Genomic DNA, 15,917 nt, shown 5'->3' on the forward strand with positions numbered 1-15,917 from the left:
CCGGTCTGATAAGCCCGTCGGCCGGCCAACCTACGCAGCACCGCAGGCCGAGCTACAATGCCGGAATGAGCCAAGAACTACTTCAATCTGCCGATCTTTACCGTCACCCACTCGTCGTCGATGCTGCCACAGCTGGTGACGACTGTGTAATCTCCTCCAACCCAGCAACCGATGAACCAATTGCCGCTGTCCGCTTGCAAAACAAACAGGCGTACAACGAAACTGTTCAACGAGCCATCAAGGCACAGCTTCATTGGCGGCGCATTCCAGCGCCCAAGCGAGGTGAACTTGTGCGTCGCATGGGTAATGCATTCCGCGATCAGTGCGATCCACTGGGCGAGCTTGTGACTCTTGAGATGGGCAAAATCAAGGCAGAGGGCATTGGCGAAGTCATTGAGTGCATCGACATTGCAGATTTTGCCGTCGGTCTTTCTCGTCAACTGTATGGACTTACTATCCAGTCCGAGCGACCTCAACACAGAATGTTCGAGCAATGGCAACCACTCGGAACAATTGGCATCATCACAGCCTTTAATTTTCCAGTAGCTGTGTGGGCATGGAACGCAATGCTTGCAGCAGTTTGCGGAGATGCGATGATTTGGAAACCAAGTCTCGCCACACCATTAACTGCAATTGCGATGACAAACATTGCACATGATGTCATGCGTAACCAAGACATTTTCAATCCACCAGATTGCGACCCTGCCGATATCTTTGGCCTTGTCATTGGTACCGATCCAGAGGTTGGCGAGACAATGGTGGATGACCGACGCCTACCACTTATTAGCGCAACAGGGTCATGCCGCATGGGGCGCATCGTTGGCGAACGTGTTGCTGCCAGACTCGGCCGATCCCTCCTTGAGTTGGGAGGCAACAATGCCATCATCGTCATGAACGATGTAGACATGGATATGCTGCTACCGGGCGTACTTTTTGGTGCCGTCGGAACCGCCGGGCAACGATGTACGTCGACCCGACGCCTGATCTGCCACAGTGATATTGTTGACGAGGTCGCCACACGGCTCGTGCCCGCTTACAAGAGTGTGCCAATTGGCAACCCTCTCGATAAAGGCACCTTGATGGGGCCGCTCATCAATAACCAATCTGTCGTCGCGATGCGTGATGCCATTGAGCGAGCTGTTGCAGAAGGATGCCAGGTTCTCACTGGCGGTGTTGAGGGTGTTGATCGCTTTAAGGATGCACCCGGCAACTTTGTTGAGCCCACGATTGTACGCGTACCCAAAGGCGTGCACCCCACCATTACAAAAGAAGAGACCTTCGCCCCGCTGCTCTACATCTTTGAGTTTGATGATCTCGATACTGCGATCGAAATGCACAATGATGTTGACCAAGGACTCTCAAGTGCCATCTTCACCTCATCGCTTCGCTCTGCTGAGCGATTCCTTTCTCCTGATGGCTCTGATTGTGGCATTGCCAATGTCAACATCGGCACCAGTGGAGCCGAAATCGGTGGCGCGTTCGGAGGTGAAAAAGACACCGGCGGTGGCCGCGAATCGGGTTCCGATTCCTGGAAGGCCTACATGCGTCGACAGACCTGTACGGTCAACTACGGTGCAGACATGCCGCTCGCGCAAGGCATTGAATTCGGGTAAACCAAGAAAAACCGAATTACAGGTCTTTGTCTCTGTGTTGCATCTGCGCTTTAAGTCTTGCCAGAATTGATGAGTGCATTTGGCTTACACGTGACTCAGAGAGATCCAGTGTTGTGCCAATCTCTTTCATCGTCATTTCTTCGTAGTAGTACAAGACAACAATCAAACGCTCGGCTCGGGAGAGCCCTTTGGTGAGCAGCAATTTCAGATCGCCCCGCTGTAATTCTGACAGCGGATTATTTTGCCGCTTGTCCTTGATCACATCGATCTCACGAACGTCTTTACTGGAATCCGTCTCAAACCATTTGCGGTTCAGTGACACCACACCAACTGGCGACGAGTCTCGAGAGAGCTTCTGAAATTCGTTTTGATCAATCTCCATCGACCCACAGATTTCGTCTTCGGTTGGCTTGCGGCCCAGCCTCATCTCCAGCGACTTGCGGGCTCGATCAACTTTTGCGGTACGAGATCGAACCAATCGGGGTACCCAATCCATAGCGCGTAGCTCATCAAAGATGGCGCCGCGAATACGTTGGGCACAATAGGTCTCGAATTTCACTCCGCGTTCAAGATCGTAGGCGTCAATTGCATCCATCAAACCAAAAACGCCAGAAGACATCAGGTCATCGACGTCTACTTCTGCAGGCAAGCGCATATGCATACGCTCAGCTGTATAGCGCACAATCTCAAGATAGTTCTGTATGAGAAAAGAACGAATCTCGGTTGCATTGGTTTTCTTGTATTCACGCCATACGTCTTGTATGGGTTGTTCCGAAAGCGATGTACCAGATACACCAGTACGTTTTGCTCTCGACTTTTTATTGCGTCGAGCGTTGCTTGCAGCGCCGCTTGATCGCCTTGCCTCTGGGGGCTTCGTCTTCGGCATTGGCCGTCTCCTTGACCACTGGCAGTCCTTGCCAACCCGTCGATCCATGACGGGCGTGTGTTAGTGACTATACCGCAATTGTAACACTTCGCTCAAGTAGAAAGCCACTCACGTCAGATTGACGGGCTTCCAAATAGTTCGTTTGTCACAATGGCGCGGGGATCTTTTCGTCCTCAGCCACCCCTGAAGACACCTGAATTTCCTCCTTTGAAGACGCTTCTGAAGAGTCGCCAAAATGCTCCTGATCAATATCAGCAGGTGCGTCACTATCGCTACTCAATAGCATCGTTCGCGCAACCCCACTGCCAACAAGCCAACCTAATCCATAACAGACAATCAATACGATCAAAGACCTAACAAGCACTGTTAATGGTGGATTATCAACGATCAAGCCGGATACCATTGCAACTGCAAACGCCGTTAAGGCAAAGCATGTGGCAACAACTTGGGAAATACCGCTCACGCTGAACTTTCTCCGCTAAAGGGCAGAGGCCCCACCCTAGTAATGCCAGAAACGCGCTGACAGAGGCCCAGAAAGTCAAACAATGACTCTTTTTTCCTCGCCACCTAATCTGATCGAGCCGCTGACCGCCACTTCTGGAATTTTCTTTTTTCTCGACTGGAACCCATTCGGCCTGCCAGTCGAGAAAAGAACCCCCCCTCAACCTCGAATGCCGCAGAACGATCGAGTCCAATCAAACCTCGACCGACCGCCACGATGGCCCGTGCGGCAAGTCCATCTGGTTCCGTAAGCATAAAAGGGACACGCTCTTTGACTGCATTGATCACTGCTGTATCACGTGGAATCACACCACCCAATGCAATTTCTCGCCGCAAGAAGGTCCGGCAGACACGATTGATTCGCTCATAGACATCTCGGCCCTCCTCCCATGAGTCGGCCATATTCACTGCCAATTCAATCTGCGCATTTGGCATGGATTCACAAAGTGATTTGATCATGCCGTACGCATCAGTGATTGCTGTCGGCTCAGGTGTTGTCACGACGAGCGTGGTATGCGCCGCAGCAGCGAAGTCAACTACGTTGGCACCAATACCAGCGCCAATATCAATAAGTAATACATCAGCTGAGCGGTCTAACACCGATAACTGTTCCAACAAACGATGACGCGCCATTGGCCCCAGATCAGCAACGCCTGCCACACCAGACGCACCAGGGATGAGTCGAAAACCGCCTGGCGCCGCAACCATTGCATCAACCAGACGTGCTCGACCAGAAATCACATGTTCCAATGTCACGTTTGGTGTGAGGTTACAAAGCACATCCGCATTTGCCATACCGAGATCTGCATCAAGTACACAGACTCTTAATCCAAACTGGCTGAGCGCAACAGCAAGATTAATAGAGATGTTGCTTTTACCAACACCACCTTTACCAGAACAGACGGCCACTGCATGGGCCAGACGAATCGATTGCTTTTGCTGTTTGACTGCAGACGGGCCCAAACTGACAAAGGCAGCGCTTTCCCGCCTTGCTGCTGAGCCGCTATCTTCAGTAGACCGCTCTAGCACACGAACCCCTCCCATAGTGCCGACAGCACCGCCAGTTTCACCGGCGGACTGTACGAGCGAACGTAGGTTCGATGCTTGATCATGCATTGACGAGAGAACCCTCCATTACAAGTTCAGCTAAGCGGCTCGCAGATCCCGGTTCGATGTGATCCGGAACCTCCTGGCCAGTAGTCATAAAGCTCAGAGTAGCACCAACCTGGCGAATTACATTCACTAACATGCCAAAACTCACCGCCTCATCGAGCTTTGTGAGCACAATTCGGTCAATACCAACTGGGGAGAAGGCCTCAGCCTCCCGCATCAGGACGCGCTGCCCTGCTGTACCGGATAGAACCAGATGCACTTCATCTGGATCTGCTGCTGTAATCATCTCTCGAAGCTCAGCCAATTTATCCTTGTCGTTTTGGCTTCTCCCAGCCGTATCCACCAAGATCAGCTCGCATCCGCGGAGGGCGTGAATTGCTTGCTTCATATCAGCAGGCGTCAATGCGACCTCTAACGGCAGACCAATGATATTGGCATAGGTTCGCAGCTGGTCAACGGCGGCGATTCGATAGGTATCAGCAGTGATGAGGCCAACAGAATGCCTTCCGTGAAGCTTGCAAGCGGCGGCGAGCTTGGCCACCGTTGTTGTTTTTCCGACACCTGTGGGACCAACCAAGACAATCACCCGAGGCTCACCCGGCCGGCCAACCTGGAGCCTCACATCCTCACCGACTGGGATTAAGGCTGCGAGATGCTCCTGAATCGATGCCCGCACAACTTCTTCTTGACCGATCTCATCTCCGCTGAGTTCACCAGCAACTGTCATTAAAACTTCCTCAGCAAGCTGATCCGATAGATCCTGCGAGACGAGGTGAAGGTAGTGCTCAAAGAGTTCTTCAGGTAGTTTCGTCGGTGCCGCATGAATATTCTCTTGGCGATCCAGCACTGTTGAAACCATTGACTTTATTGACTCAAGCTCTTGCTGCATCGAGTGGCTCACTCTGTCTGCCGCATCATCGACTGAATCTTCCACCGAGTTCGCGTCACCAGCAGCCTTGCTCGTTACCCCTGATAACTCCTGTTGGGGCTGGAGCATGAAACGCTGCGGTGATCCAGGCAAACGAGACTGCTGCCGACAAGCAACTGCTTGTACAACCTGACTAGAACTTTTTTGCTGAAGACCGATCACAGGCGCCTCTGCACCTCGCTGAGGCGGCGTAGCAAGAGACTCCGGGACCGGCATCGTATTTGGCGTCATTGCGATTGAGAGTCGCTCACGAGCCTTGCCTGGCTCTCTACTGGCCGAATAGGCGCGCCCCGCCATGGACTGAGACACAGTCGCTGTCTTAGCCGCCGGTGGCTTTGGCGAGGGAGTTGGCTTGGGTCGCTCTTTGGAAGCCGCTGGAGTCTTGGGCAACTGGGCAGTGACCTCAACCACTTGACGCCCACCGATACCCATAAATCCACCGCGTCGATAGCTTCGCGTTGTGGTAATGACTGCCTTTCCACCGAGATCAGCTTGCACTGCGGCAAGTGCCTGGGTCATTGAATAGGCTCTATAGATCTTCTTCACTACATCGATCTCCTGATTTTCCATGGGGCTGCACTGGAACAGCCCATCCAATCTACGCAACGTCTACAGCTGCTCCCGCCTGGTTGGGCGTAGCCGTTTCAGCGGCTGCCACTTGAACGAGACCAAATGATTCAACATCAAGTCCTTTAACAATTTCGTTGTACGCTAAAACTGATGACCCGGGAAGGTGGGCATCAAGTATTTGCTTGACCTGTGCGCGAACAGCTGGTGATGCCAACACAATTAATTGGTGTCCATCTCGCACAAGGGACTCACTGGCTTCATAAACACTTCGAGCAATCGCAGCCGCAAGTGCAGGCGGCATATTGAGCGATGTGCCCGCATTACTTCGATCTATATACCCACCGATTTGCTCTTCAAGGGAAGGATCCATCGTGACCACAAACAAACGAGCCTTTCCTTCTGCATCAACTTCTGCCCATTGAGCGGAGATCGTGCGCCGCAGTGCATGGCGGGCATACTCTGTGAGGACCACAATATCCTTGGTTTGGGGCGCCCAGTCTGCCAGGGTCTCCACAATTGTCTCAAGGTCGCGTATTGGAACGCGCTCTTGCAACAATCCTTGAAGCACTTTCTGAAGCTGACTGGTTGTGACAACCGCTGGCACCGCCTCTTCAACGAGCTTTGGAGTTCTTTTCCGTAGCTGATCTAAAAGATGATTAACTTCTTCTCGACTCAGTAGTTCATCCGCATGTGCCTTCACCAACTCCGTGACATGGGTTGCCATGACACTGGTGGGATCAACAACGGTGTAGCCAAGCATCTCTGCCCGCGGCTTGGCTTGTGGCTCAATCCAAATCGCAGGCAAACCAAATGCTGGCTCGCGTTCACTGATGCCGTCAATGGCGCCAGTTGTGACACCAGAATCCATCGCCATCAAGAGATTGGGATACGCTGTCCCTTCTCCAATCTCCGCACCACGAAGTTTCACTCGGTACAGATTTGGTCCCAACTGCATATTGTCCCGAATACGAATCGGCGGCATAACAATGCCAAGTTCAACCGCCAACTGACGCCGTACCATTGAGATACGGTCGAGCAAATCTCCGCCAGAAGCCGCATCAACCATCGGAACAAGTCCATAGCCAATTTCAACTTCAAGCGGATCGACATCCAGCAGCATCTCCACTTTTTCCTCAGTCGCACTCTGATCGGAGACGGCCTCAGAAACATTGGCCTCAATTTCTTGTTGTTTGGTACCACGCCACTGCAGATAACCAATGCTCGCAAGCAATCCAGATGCCACCAGCAATGGGAACGATGGCAAAGGAGTAAACGCAAGCAACGCAAGAAAGCCCGACACCATGAACAGTGCCACCGGCTGACTCGTCAGCTGCTCGGGAATCGCATCACCAAGACGCTGACGCTCGCCACTTCGGGCAACAATCAGTCCAGCAGCAACTGCGATAATGAAAGATGGTATTTGGCTCGCCAAGCCATCACCAATGGTCAATTTCGTGAAAACATCAACAGAGGCGCCAAAGGACCAGCCCTTGTAAAACATTCCAATTGCAAAACCACCCAGAATATTAACCAGCGTGATGATGATGCCCGCAATTGCGTCACCACGAACAAACTTACTGGCACCATCCATCGCACCATAGAAGTCTGCTTCACGCATGATTGTCGTACGCCGCAAACGTGCTTCTTTCTCATCGATCAACCCAGCTGAAAGATCTGCGTCAATAGCCATTTGTTTGCCAGGCATTGCATCGAGCGTGAACCTTGCGGCGACTTCACTCATGCGCGTCGCACCTTTGGTAATGACCACAAACTGCACAATGATCAGTATCAGGAAAATAATGACACCAACCACCAAAGAAGATCCAGCAACAAACGTGCCGAAAGCCTCAATCACTTCACCTGCAACGCCAGCTGCTTCGGCTGGCGTCGTGGCGTCCGCAGAAAGAATGAGTCGCGTTGAAGCAATGTTGAGCACTAACCTGAAGAGCGTTGTGCCGAGTAAAAGAGCGGGAAAGACACTGAATTCGAGCGGCTCGCTCATGTAGACCGTAGTCAGCAAGATAATGGCCGCCAATGAGATATTGAATGACAGAAGGACATCGAGCATGAACGGCGGCATTGGTACTACCAAAACCGCCACTAAACCAAGAATGGCCAATGGAACTAAGAAGTGCTTGTATTGAATCACCACAGCCAGAAAAACTGTCAGCGGAGATGATGATTTACGAACTAGATCCTGCATGTTGACTTGTTACGCGCCTTGCTATCCCGCCATTCGTCCCTGTAATCGATAGACATAGGCCAGAATCTCGGCCACAGTCTGAAAAAATGATTCTGGTATTTCCTCACCAACCTCAACCTCGCGATACAGCGCTCTTGCCAGTGGCTTACGCTCCACAATGGGGATGTTGTGCTCGGTCGCAATTGCTCGAATTCGCATGGCCATAAAATCAGCACCTTTAGCGAGCACCCGTGGCGCCTCCATGTTGGTGCTGTCATATGACAAGGCAATCGAAATGTGTTCTGGATTCGTGACAATGACATCCGCTTTTGGAACCGCTGCACTGATTCGATGCATTGCAATCTGCTGTTGTATTCTCATTCGTCGGCGCTTTGTCTCAGGATCACCGTCAGTTTGCTTAAGCTCATCTTTGACCTGTTGTTTGGTCATTCGCAGATCACGGCGGTTCTTCCATCGCTGATAGATAAAGTCCAGAATTCCCAACAGAAAAAGTACTGCCAACATACGCAATGCCGTATCAAGCAGTAACCAACCGGTCGCCGCAGCTGCTACGAGAACGCCATGCTGAGGCAATGCCAAAATCTCTGGTGCATGATCCCATGCAGCCCAAATGGCGACCAGCATCACGAATAGCACCTTGAATGAATCAAGGCCTGCTTTTACGATCGCATTGATGCCATAAATTCGTTTGGCACCACTGATTGGATTAAGCTTTTCTATCTTTGGGACCAGCGCTTTACTCGAAAAGATAAAACCAAATTGACCGATATGAGAAACAAGTGCTGCCACGACTGCCACGACTAATACAGGGACCAAAACTTTGACAGTTGCCTGCCCCATCGCAGCCACAAGATGACTCGTTTGCTTCGAATCAATCATGATGCCTAAGGTTTCAGGTGATAGTGCATGCCTAATCATGACTCCAGCTGTTTCTAGCATTGGCATTGCTGCCAATGCCAACGCCAAAGTCATGGCTGCTAAGAGCACCGCGCTAGAAAAATCTTGGCTTCGGGCAACCTGGCCTTCTTTCCTTGCTTCACTCAGCCGACGCGCCGTTGGCTGTTCTGTTTTTTCGCCTAGATCTTCCGACATTCGAAGCTACTGTCCCTTCACCCAAGTCATAAGCGTACCCAACATGGAGTTCATCCCATCAAGGATGACCTCATCAATCACAACAAGACCTGCAATCAGAATGACGAGACCAATCAGAATTCTTAATGGAAATCCCAGGCTCAAAATGTTCAGTTGCGGCACCGTCTTGGCCACAAATCCCATGGCGATACTCTGTAGAAAGATGATCGCCAGAACCGGCGCCGCAATCCTGAGAGCCATTTCGCACGCTGCCAATAAGAGTGACAGGATCACGGCGATCGTCTCCTCGCCGAGCGTGAAGGTGCCAATTGGAATGTGCTGAAAGGTCTGTAATAGACAGTACACAATCGCGTCGAGCCCACCGATCATGAGGAAGCCTGCGAGCGCCATAAAGAACAAAATCTGGCCCAATAGATCGGCGTCCGAATCTGAGGCTGGATTGTAAAAACTCACGAAGCCCAGCCCCATCTGTTGCCCCATGAGTAATCCGCCCATCTGCACTCCGACAAATGGCAGGCTTGCAAAAAACCCAATCAGCAGACCAATCATCATCTCCAGTGCGATCAGGGGTGCCAGCGACCAAAGGTTCAACTGGAAGGCGCCCATACTGACCGGACCCGTGCTCACAATCCCGTAAATGGCGAGCCCTAGAACCACTGCAAGCAGCGCCTTGAACTTCACTGGAATGAGGTTCGAACCAAGAACTGGCGCAAACATCATGAGTCCTCCGATTCGGAAGATCACAAGAAGTGCGGCGGGAATGTGCGGTGCAATCGCTTGCAATGAAATCAGTCCTTAAGCTCGACATCGTTAAACCCTCTCATGTCAAAACCACACAAACATGTCAATTGCGAAGTCAGTCATTTTCACAGTCAACCAACCAAGAATCGCCACCGCCACCAAGACCATGGCAACAATTTTGGGCACGAAGCTCAGAGTCTGCTCCTGCACTTGTGTCACGGCCTGCAACAAACTAATTATTAAGCCAACAATCAAACCAGCCCCAAGAATTGGCGCAGCGATCAGTAGCGAAAGCATGAATGCTTGCCTGACAATATCAACTGCATCAGCTTCCATACGAAACCTCCTACGGGCCACTACCAAAGATCTGCCCGGTGACATCCACAGGACCTTCACCCTGAGCCACACTTGCCAACAGTGAACCAGCTACAAGCGCCCATCCATCGACCAACACAAACAACAACAACTTAAACGGCAATGAAATCAAAACTGGGGGCAACATCAACATGCCCATGGAGATCAAAATGCTCGCAATGACCATGTCAATGACAAGGAACGGCAGAAAAACTCGAAATCCAATCAAGAACGCCGTCTTCAACTCACTAAGCACATAAGCAGGTATCAACGCGATCATGTCTACATCACTGCGCTTCAGTTCTTCTGGCGAAGAAGTATCTACACCGCGGTAGTTGAGAATCATGTAGAGACTTGACCAGTTCCCGGTCGCTTCTAATTGTCCAAACATGAAGTCTCGAAGCGGTTGCTTGGTTCGATTCCATGCAACCTCATAATTTGTTTCTTTGCCTTCTGCATAAGGCTGAATACCTTCAACGTACATCCGCTCAAGTGTCGGAGTCATGATCACCAAGGTGAGAAAGAGACTCAGACCAACCACCACCTGACTTGGTGGCATCCCTTGTGTCCCCAATGCCTGACGCAGCAATCCAAAAACAATGACGAGACGAATAAAACAAGTACAGAGAATCAATATTGACGGAACTAACGCAAGAACCGTTAACAACAACATGATGTTAAGTACGGCACTCAGTCGCCCATCTGTACCTGGAATGGCGTTTGCAACATCCTGCAAAACAGTCAGTGGGTTGGGATTATTTAGTGCACCGGGATCTGTTTGTGAGATCTGAACGACATTGGCTTGTTGTGCTGTAAGTGAGGATGTAAATAATGCAATCGCACCACAGCAGATAAGCAATGAAAGAAAATGCCATCGACGAAGGGTCATCTTCTAGCCTCCCCACCACGAGAAGAACCAGCGGACCCGCCCTTTTTAAGATTGATCTTTGCGGCGCGGGTCAAGTCAACTAACTCACTACCATCCACACCCGTCTCACGGCGTGGCGCGCGTGATAAAACCGACTGGACATCCTGACCGCTTGCCACGACATCTCCAGAATTCGCCGCTTCAACAGCGTCCCAGGGATCATCTTGCATCTCCTTTAAGACGCTTGAGAACTGATCGCCTGATGTATTGGATCGCTTGGCGGAGAATATTCGCTTCAGCGCGGCCCCCGGCTTTTTTCCACCCCGAACACCATGCCCTGCCTCAACACGAGTCAGCAATGACGCGACTTCATCAGGATCAACTACCTCAGCTAATGATTGCATGCCCATGGGCGTCTGATGCACCAAAACGATACGACGCCCGAGTTTCAGGAGCACCATCGATTGTTTTCGCCCTGTCGGGAAACGCCCTAAGACCTCAAGTACACCAGACGGCCGTCGACCACCCAACGATCCAACTCCAGATGCAGCGCCCATGCGACGTAAAACGGCACGCAAAAGCAGGATCAGAGCCAGTACACCACCGAGCGCAAGAAGAACGCGGACCACCTCATTTTGAGTTGGATCGTAAGAGTCAACAGCAGGCGTATCGCCATCAGCACCAGAAGCAATACCAAGTGCCCTACTTTTCTGAGGATGCCCTAATGGAAGTTGCTCAATTTTGGCCACTGGCAACGCTGTTGCTTGTGCAACCTCAGCCTCGGGCACTGATAGCTGGACCGGCACCGAAACAGGATTATTGGCTTCTAGAAGTGGAGGCTGCTGAACGCCCAAGGCCAGACCACTTAACGAGCAGATGCCCGCAATTGCGAGCATTACAGCGCCCAAATGTCCTCTGACCCGTGCGGTCATCATGCCGTCCCTGGCTATTTCGGTTCCGAATCCATCCGGAACCAGTACTGACTTCTACGCTGATGCCTAAAAAACACCAGTCCATCTCACTTCTTACCTGTTGCTATGGCCTTCCTCGACAATCTCGCCAATTCTCACACAAAGCGTCTCATCAACTACTAATACTTCACCACGGGCAACCAGCTGTCCATTGACTCGAATATCAACAGGGTCACCAGCTGGCCTTTCTAGCTCTATCACTGAGTCCGCGTTAAGACGAAGCACGTCCTGCACGTACATTCGCGTCCGACCAAGTTCGATTCGAACATCAAGCTCAACGTCATCGAGCCGATCAAGTCCAGCACCCGAAGTTCCATTGAACTGAGACCCGCCATTGAGGGCTGTCTTAGGGTGCGATGAATGTTCGAATTCTGGCATGTCTAACCCCGTCGGCACCGCTGAAGAATTGAGCGGATCCTGTGAGGTCGATGCCACCTTTTCTGCTGCTTTCGACACCTGCTTTAGCGCATCATCAGCATCCGGAACCGTAGGTGGCATCTCGGCAGACGGAATTGGTGGTGTCTTGGGTTGCTCGTGCGGCTGATGTGACTGCGGCGTGAAGCCCTGATCTGCTTGGTCGGCCATCCTTGGCGTCTCCGAAGGGGGAGGTTTCGAGATCTCAGCTGCCACATGCCATGAGGGCGCGCGGCAACCATACCTGGCACTCCAGTGCCAACCTGCTTCATCGGTCATGAGGGGCAGAAAACTGAATATCTTCGATCTGGTGACTTAAGTTGAGTGGTTCGAACCAGCTATTGGGATGATACGGAGGCCAGCAAAGGGCTGAGAATCCTCCTCATAAGCCTTAGAGCCGGAAGCCAGTACCCATCACAATCACACATTTCTCAACAAATGGCTTGCCAGTCTCTGGATCGATCCCGAAGTGCTGGTTGAGTAACACCCGCAGTTTTCGCGTAAGTGTCTCCAACCGAACCTCTTGAAAGTGACTGGGATCAGCCGCCTTCCAAATCGCTGATATCTCTGACTTAATCTCATTACCGAATTGATCCAGATGGTCAGTGACTCGGCCCTGGTGCTTCTTTCGCACCTGAACATAAATCTCAGTTTCATAAAGATAGGTCACGCCAACTTTGGCATTTGGAAGGCGAGCACCGAGTACCTGTACCTCGACAATACGTTCTTCCGCAAGGTCAAGCATTGCCAAGGGGCTGTCATCTGCCAGAGCCTCGCTGGGACCACCAGTGAGATCAACCACAAACAAGATAGCCGCGGCTTCCACCACCAGGATGACCGCCACAATGATAATCATTCGTAAGTTCAAACGCCGGGCTGAATGTTCGGGCCCTGCTGCGTTGGGATCAATATTTGACTTCTGGACCATCTAAGATTCCCCTCGTACCAGACTTGGTGATGAAAAGTCTGCGTCTTGATTGAATTCGTGAATCGTCTGCTCAGTGAGAATGATCTCGACACGACGGTTTTCCGCCACATCATTGTGGTTTAGTGCACGCGGGTTGACCGGTTCACGCATACCAACGGCCTCCAAGCGAAACACTCGATCCTCAATACCAAGATCAACCAGCACTGATTTCACATTGCGCGCTCGATGAAAACTGAGATCGTCTAAATCATCCCAAGAACTTCCAGGATCGAGGTACTTTGCCGCTGCATGCCCACGAACGATTACTTTATTAGAGCGGCCTGCCAACAGAGTGGCTAACTGCTCAAGCTCCGCTCGCCCTTGGGTACTAATTGTGGCCGAGCCCTCCTTAAAGGTCGTCGGCCCACCAATCGTAAAGACAATACCCTCACGTACACGTGTGACCCGTAAGTGCGGGCCATCGAGGCCTTGGGCGTCATTCTGACTCTCAAGCTGCTGGGCATCATTCTCAATGGCAATTTCCTCAAGAACTTCGACCATTGAATTAAGTGGGACATCATCAATTGGCATCACGCCAACGCCCCCGGAATAACCAAAAGCATCTTTGATCGCTGTAATAACACGTTGATATTCGTGATCCTTCTTGAGCTCAGAAAACATCTGAAGCAAAATAAAGAAGCACAAGAGCAAGGCCATCATGTCACCAAAGGTGACCACCCATCCAGGTGTCTCACGAGACTTTTTTGCTCTACGAGGCGACATAGATCAAGCTGCCTCTCGTCGTTGCTGTTGGGTAATACGACTTGTTGGCGGCAAGAATGTCAATAACTTAGATTCGACATTGCGTGGATTGTCACCAGACTGAATTGACATCACTCCTTGAATGATCATTGTCTTAAGCAATGTCTCTTCCGATGTCCGCGCTCCCAATTTGTCGGCCATTGGAAGGAAGACAACATTGGCAATGAGCGCTCCATAGAGCGTTGTCAACAATGCTGCAGCCATACCTGCGCCAATCGCTTTGGGATCGTCCATACCCGAGAGCATTGCGACAAGGCCAATAAGCGTTCCGATCATGCCGAAGGCTGGCGCATACCGACCCAGCGACTCAAGCATGCTCTTGCCACTTTCATGTCGCTCAATCAGATTCTCAAGATCAGCTTCCATGACGTGCTCAATGACGTCAGGATCGGTTCCGTCAACGGCCATCTGAATACCACTGATTAGGAAGGGATCTTCAATTTCAGCTAATGAGCTTTCCAATGCCAAGATGCCATCGCGTCGAGCAACCTCTGCCAACCCAACGATTGAATCAACCATTTCAGCTGGATCCATTGATTTGTGAAATAGCGCACGGGCACTAATCCTGGGCAGCTTCATGAAGCGGGCGAGCGGGAACGCTGTAAGCGTTGCAGCTGTACCGCCACCAAGCACAATCATGAGCGACGCGGGATCCACGTAGCTGATAAATGATCCGCCAATAACCAGCGCCGCAAGAACGCAAGCTATACCTAATACAAGTCCGACTATCGTTGCAAGATCCACGGCGACCCCCTGGTGGTTTCCGAAGAGAAAGCTGCACGCGCAGCCATGCACTCATCGGAGACGCCTGATGGCAACTTGAGATGACCTGTTCGATTCATCAAAATCGCTTGCTAAATTGGCAACGTATCAGCCTCTAATGGCACAACGACCGATAATGCCCCCGCTTCGACGCTCACATTCAGCTGCCAAGCATGCTGGTTTCCTTGATTCTTTCCAGAGTCTGTTTCAGTCGCTGGATCACCATCAAGCTGCACATGTTGCGAGCATGTTGCGCACACCTGTATGCACCGCCCCTTTCCCACACAAACTCGAGAAGACCGGTGTAGACAACCCAACATTCCCAGTAAGAGAAACCATAAGACAGACCAGGATCGTTTCACTGGCACAAAGATCACGTCGAGCTGACCATCAATCATTGATGCACTCGGGGCTGGATTGAGACCCAATGCGTAGCACCGGCTATTGGCCACAATCACAAATCCACGCCTTCCCGTGACCGAGAGCGGAGAGCCCTGCTCATTGGTTTGTCCATTCTCTTGGCCACCACAATCAGCGATGGATTCCGCCAGCAGGTCCTGCCCATCAATAACAACGCTTAGTCGCGGCGGCTTCCACTTGAAGAACTGCCTCAGCATTGGCCCCACATAACTCAAATGGGAGATGGGACCCCTGCGTCTTGCTGCCAGATCATGAACCACTTCAGCATCGAAACCCAAGGAAGCCATCAGCAAGAATCGCTGCCCATTGGCTTTTCCGACATCCATTTTCACTTGCTTAAAACGACTGACTGCTGCAGCAACCCGCTCTGGATTCGCAGACATTCCAAAACCACGTGCAAACAGATTCTCGGTACCCTCCGGCACGTGAAAGATAGGCACCCCGGCATCGAGCACCGCATCGAGGACCAGAAGCACTGTTCCATCACCCCCAAAGACCAACAAGAGGTCACAATCTGCCAACTTCGGCAGTAACCATATTTTGGCATCTGATGGCTCGGTTTCTACAACGCGAATGCGATGGCTCGTTGCTTCAAGTGCTTCAGCGATCAGCTTTACATTCTCTCGGGCATGGCCTTTTCCAGAAGTCGGGTTGAAAGTGAGAACGATCTGCATCAGTCGCTTCAGAAGCCTCCTTGCCCACCGTACATTGTGGGGCGGCCCTCTGCACCGTAACATCCACCCATGCCCTTG

The 15,917-nt window shown here is 51.5% G+C and carries 16 protein-coding genes; 1 reads left to right on the forward strand and 15 read right to left on the reverse strand.

Annotated elements, in window-relative coordinates; translation table 11 throughout:
- Nucleotides 1-65: 65 nt before the first annotated feature.
- Nucleotides 66-1,613, forward strand: coding sequence for an aldehyde dehydrogenase family protein (locus tag P8J86_10290; protein ID MDG2055082.1), 1,548 nt, complete (start codon nucleotides 66-68; stop codon nucleotides 1,611-1,613).
- Between the two features lie 16 nt (nucleotides 1,614-1,629).
- Here P8J86_10290 and P8J86_10295 read toward each other — a convergent pair whose 3' ends face one another.
- The 15 genes from P8J86_10295 to P8J86_10365 all read right to left on the reverse strand — a co-directional run bounded on the left by P8J86_10295 (nucleotide 1,630) and on the right by P8J86_10365 (nucleotide 15,839).
- Complete coding sequence (locus P8J86_10295; GenBank protein MDG2055083.1) at nucleotides 1,630-2,499, reverse strand: FliA/WhiG family RNA polymerase sigma factor; 870 nt, start codon at nucleotides 2,497-2,499, stop codon at nucleotides 1,630-1,632.
- Nucleotides 2,500-2,644: 145 nt separating this feature from the next.
- Entirely contained in the window at nucleotides 2,645-2,962 is a 318-nt protein-coding gene (locus P8J86_10300; GenBank protein ID MDG2055084.1) for a hypothetical protein, read from the reverse strand.
- A 104-nt stretch (nucleotides 2,963-3,066) separates the two neighbouring features.
- The gene (locus P8J86_10305; GenBank protein MDG2055085.1) at nucleotides 3,067-4,116 is read right to left on the reverse strand and encodes a MinD/ParA family protein; all 1,050 of its coding nucleotides are present in this window, start codon (nucleotides 4,114-4,116) and stop codon (nucleotides 3,067-3,069) included.
- The gene (gene flhF / locus P8J86_10310) at nucleotides 4,109-5,587 is read right to left on the reverse strand and encodes a flagellar biosynthesis protein FlhF (GenBank protein ID MDG2055086.1); all 1,479 of its coding nucleotides are present in this window, start codon (nucleotides 5,585-5,587) and stop codon (nucleotides 4,109-4,111) included. The genes P8J86_10305 and flhF overlap by 8 nt, the downstream gene beginning before the upstream one ends.
- A 52-nt stretch (nucleotides 5,588-5,639) precedes the next feature.
- Nucleotides 5,640-7,814 carry a flagellar biosynthesis protein FlhA gene (gene flhA, locus P8J86_10315; GenBank protein MDG2055087.1) on the reverse strand — a complete coding sequence of 725 codons (2,175 nt, stop codon included), beginning with the start codon at nucleotides 7,812-7,814 and terminating at the stop codon, nucleotides 5,640-5,642.
- A gap of 21 nt (nucleotides 7,815-7,835) precedes the next feature.
- Nucleotides 7,836-8,906 (reverse strand): flagellar biosynthesis protein FlhB, encoded by a 1,071-nt coding sequence (gene flhB, locus P8J86_10320; protein MDG2055088.1) that lies wholly within the window; start codon nucleotides 8,904-8,906, stop codon nucleotides 7,836-7,838.
- Nucleotides 8,907-8,912: 6 nt separating this feature from the next.
- On the reverse strand, nucleotides 8,913-9,689 hold the full coding sequence (locus tag P8J86_10325; protein MDG2055089.1) for a flagellar biosynthetic protein FliR: 777 nt from the start codon (nucleotides 9,687-9,689) through the stop codon (nucleotides 8,913-8,915).
- Nucleotides 9,690-9,731: 42 nt separating this feature from the next.
- A complete protein-coding gene (fliQ, locus tag P8J86_10330) occupies nucleotides 9,732-9,983 on the reverse strand; it encodes a flagellar biosynthesis protein FliQ (GenBank protein ID MDG2055090.1) in 252 nt (83 codons plus the stop codon).
- Nucleotides 9,984-9,993: 10 nt separating this feature from the next.
- Nucleotides 9,994-10,890 carry a flagellar type III secretion system pore protein FliP gene (gene fliP / locus P8J86_10335; protein MDG2055091.1) on the reverse strand — a complete coding sequence of 299 codons (897 nt, stop codon included), beginning with the start codon at nucleotides 10,888-10,890 and terminating at the stop codon, nucleotides 9,994-9,996.
- Nucleotides 10,887-11,804, reverse strand: coding sequence for a flagellar biosynthetic protein FliO (locus P8J86_10340; protein ID MDG2055092.1), 918 nt, complete (start codon nucleotides 11,802-11,804; stop codon nucleotides 10,887-10,889). The genes fliP and P8J86_10340 overlap by 4 nt, the downstream gene beginning before the upstream one ends.
- Before the next feature lie 90 nt (nucleotides 11,805-11,894).
- On the reverse strand, nucleotides 11,895-12,425 hold the full coding sequence (fliN, locus tag P8J86_10345) for a flagellar motor switch protein FliN (GenBank protein ID MDG2055093.1): 531 nt from the start codon (nucleotides 12,423-12,425) through the stop codon (nucleotides 11,895-11,897).
- A 220-nt stretch (nucleotides 12,426-12,645) separates the two neighbouring features.
- On the reverse strand, nucleotides 12,646-13,182 hold the full coding sequence (locus P8J86_10350) for a hypothetical protein (GenBank protein ID MDG2055094.1): 537 nt from the start codon (nucleotides 13,180-13,182) through the stop codon (nucleotides 12,646-12,648).
- Entirely contained in the window at nucleotides 13,183-13,944 is a 762-nt protein-coding gene (locus P8J86_10355; GenBank protein MDG2055095.1) for a flagellar motor protein MotB, read from the reverse strand.
- 3 nt (nucleotides 13,945-13,947) lie between these two features.
- The gene (locus tag P8J86_10360) at nucleotides 13,948-14,727 is read right to left on the reverse strand and encodes a MotA/TolQ/ExbB proton channel family protein (GenBank protein MDG2055096.1); all 780 of its coding nucleotides are present in this window, start codon (nucleotides 14,725-14,727) and stop codon (nucleotides 13,948-13,950) included.
- Nucleotides 14,728-14,837: 110 nt separating this feature from the next.
- Nucleotides 14,838-15,839, reverse strand: a complete 1,002-nt coding sequence (locus P8J86_10365) for a diacylglycerol kinase family protein (GenBank protein ID MDG2055097.1) — start codon at nucleotides 15,837-15,839, stop codon at nucleotides 14,838-14,840.
- Between the last annotated feature and the right edge of the window lie 78 nt (nucleotides 15,840-15,917).

The sequence above is a fragment of the Phycisphaerales bacterium genome (genome assembly GCA_029268515.1).
GTDB lineage: Bacteria > Planctomycetota > Phycisphaerae > Phycisphaerales > SM1A02 > JAQWNP01.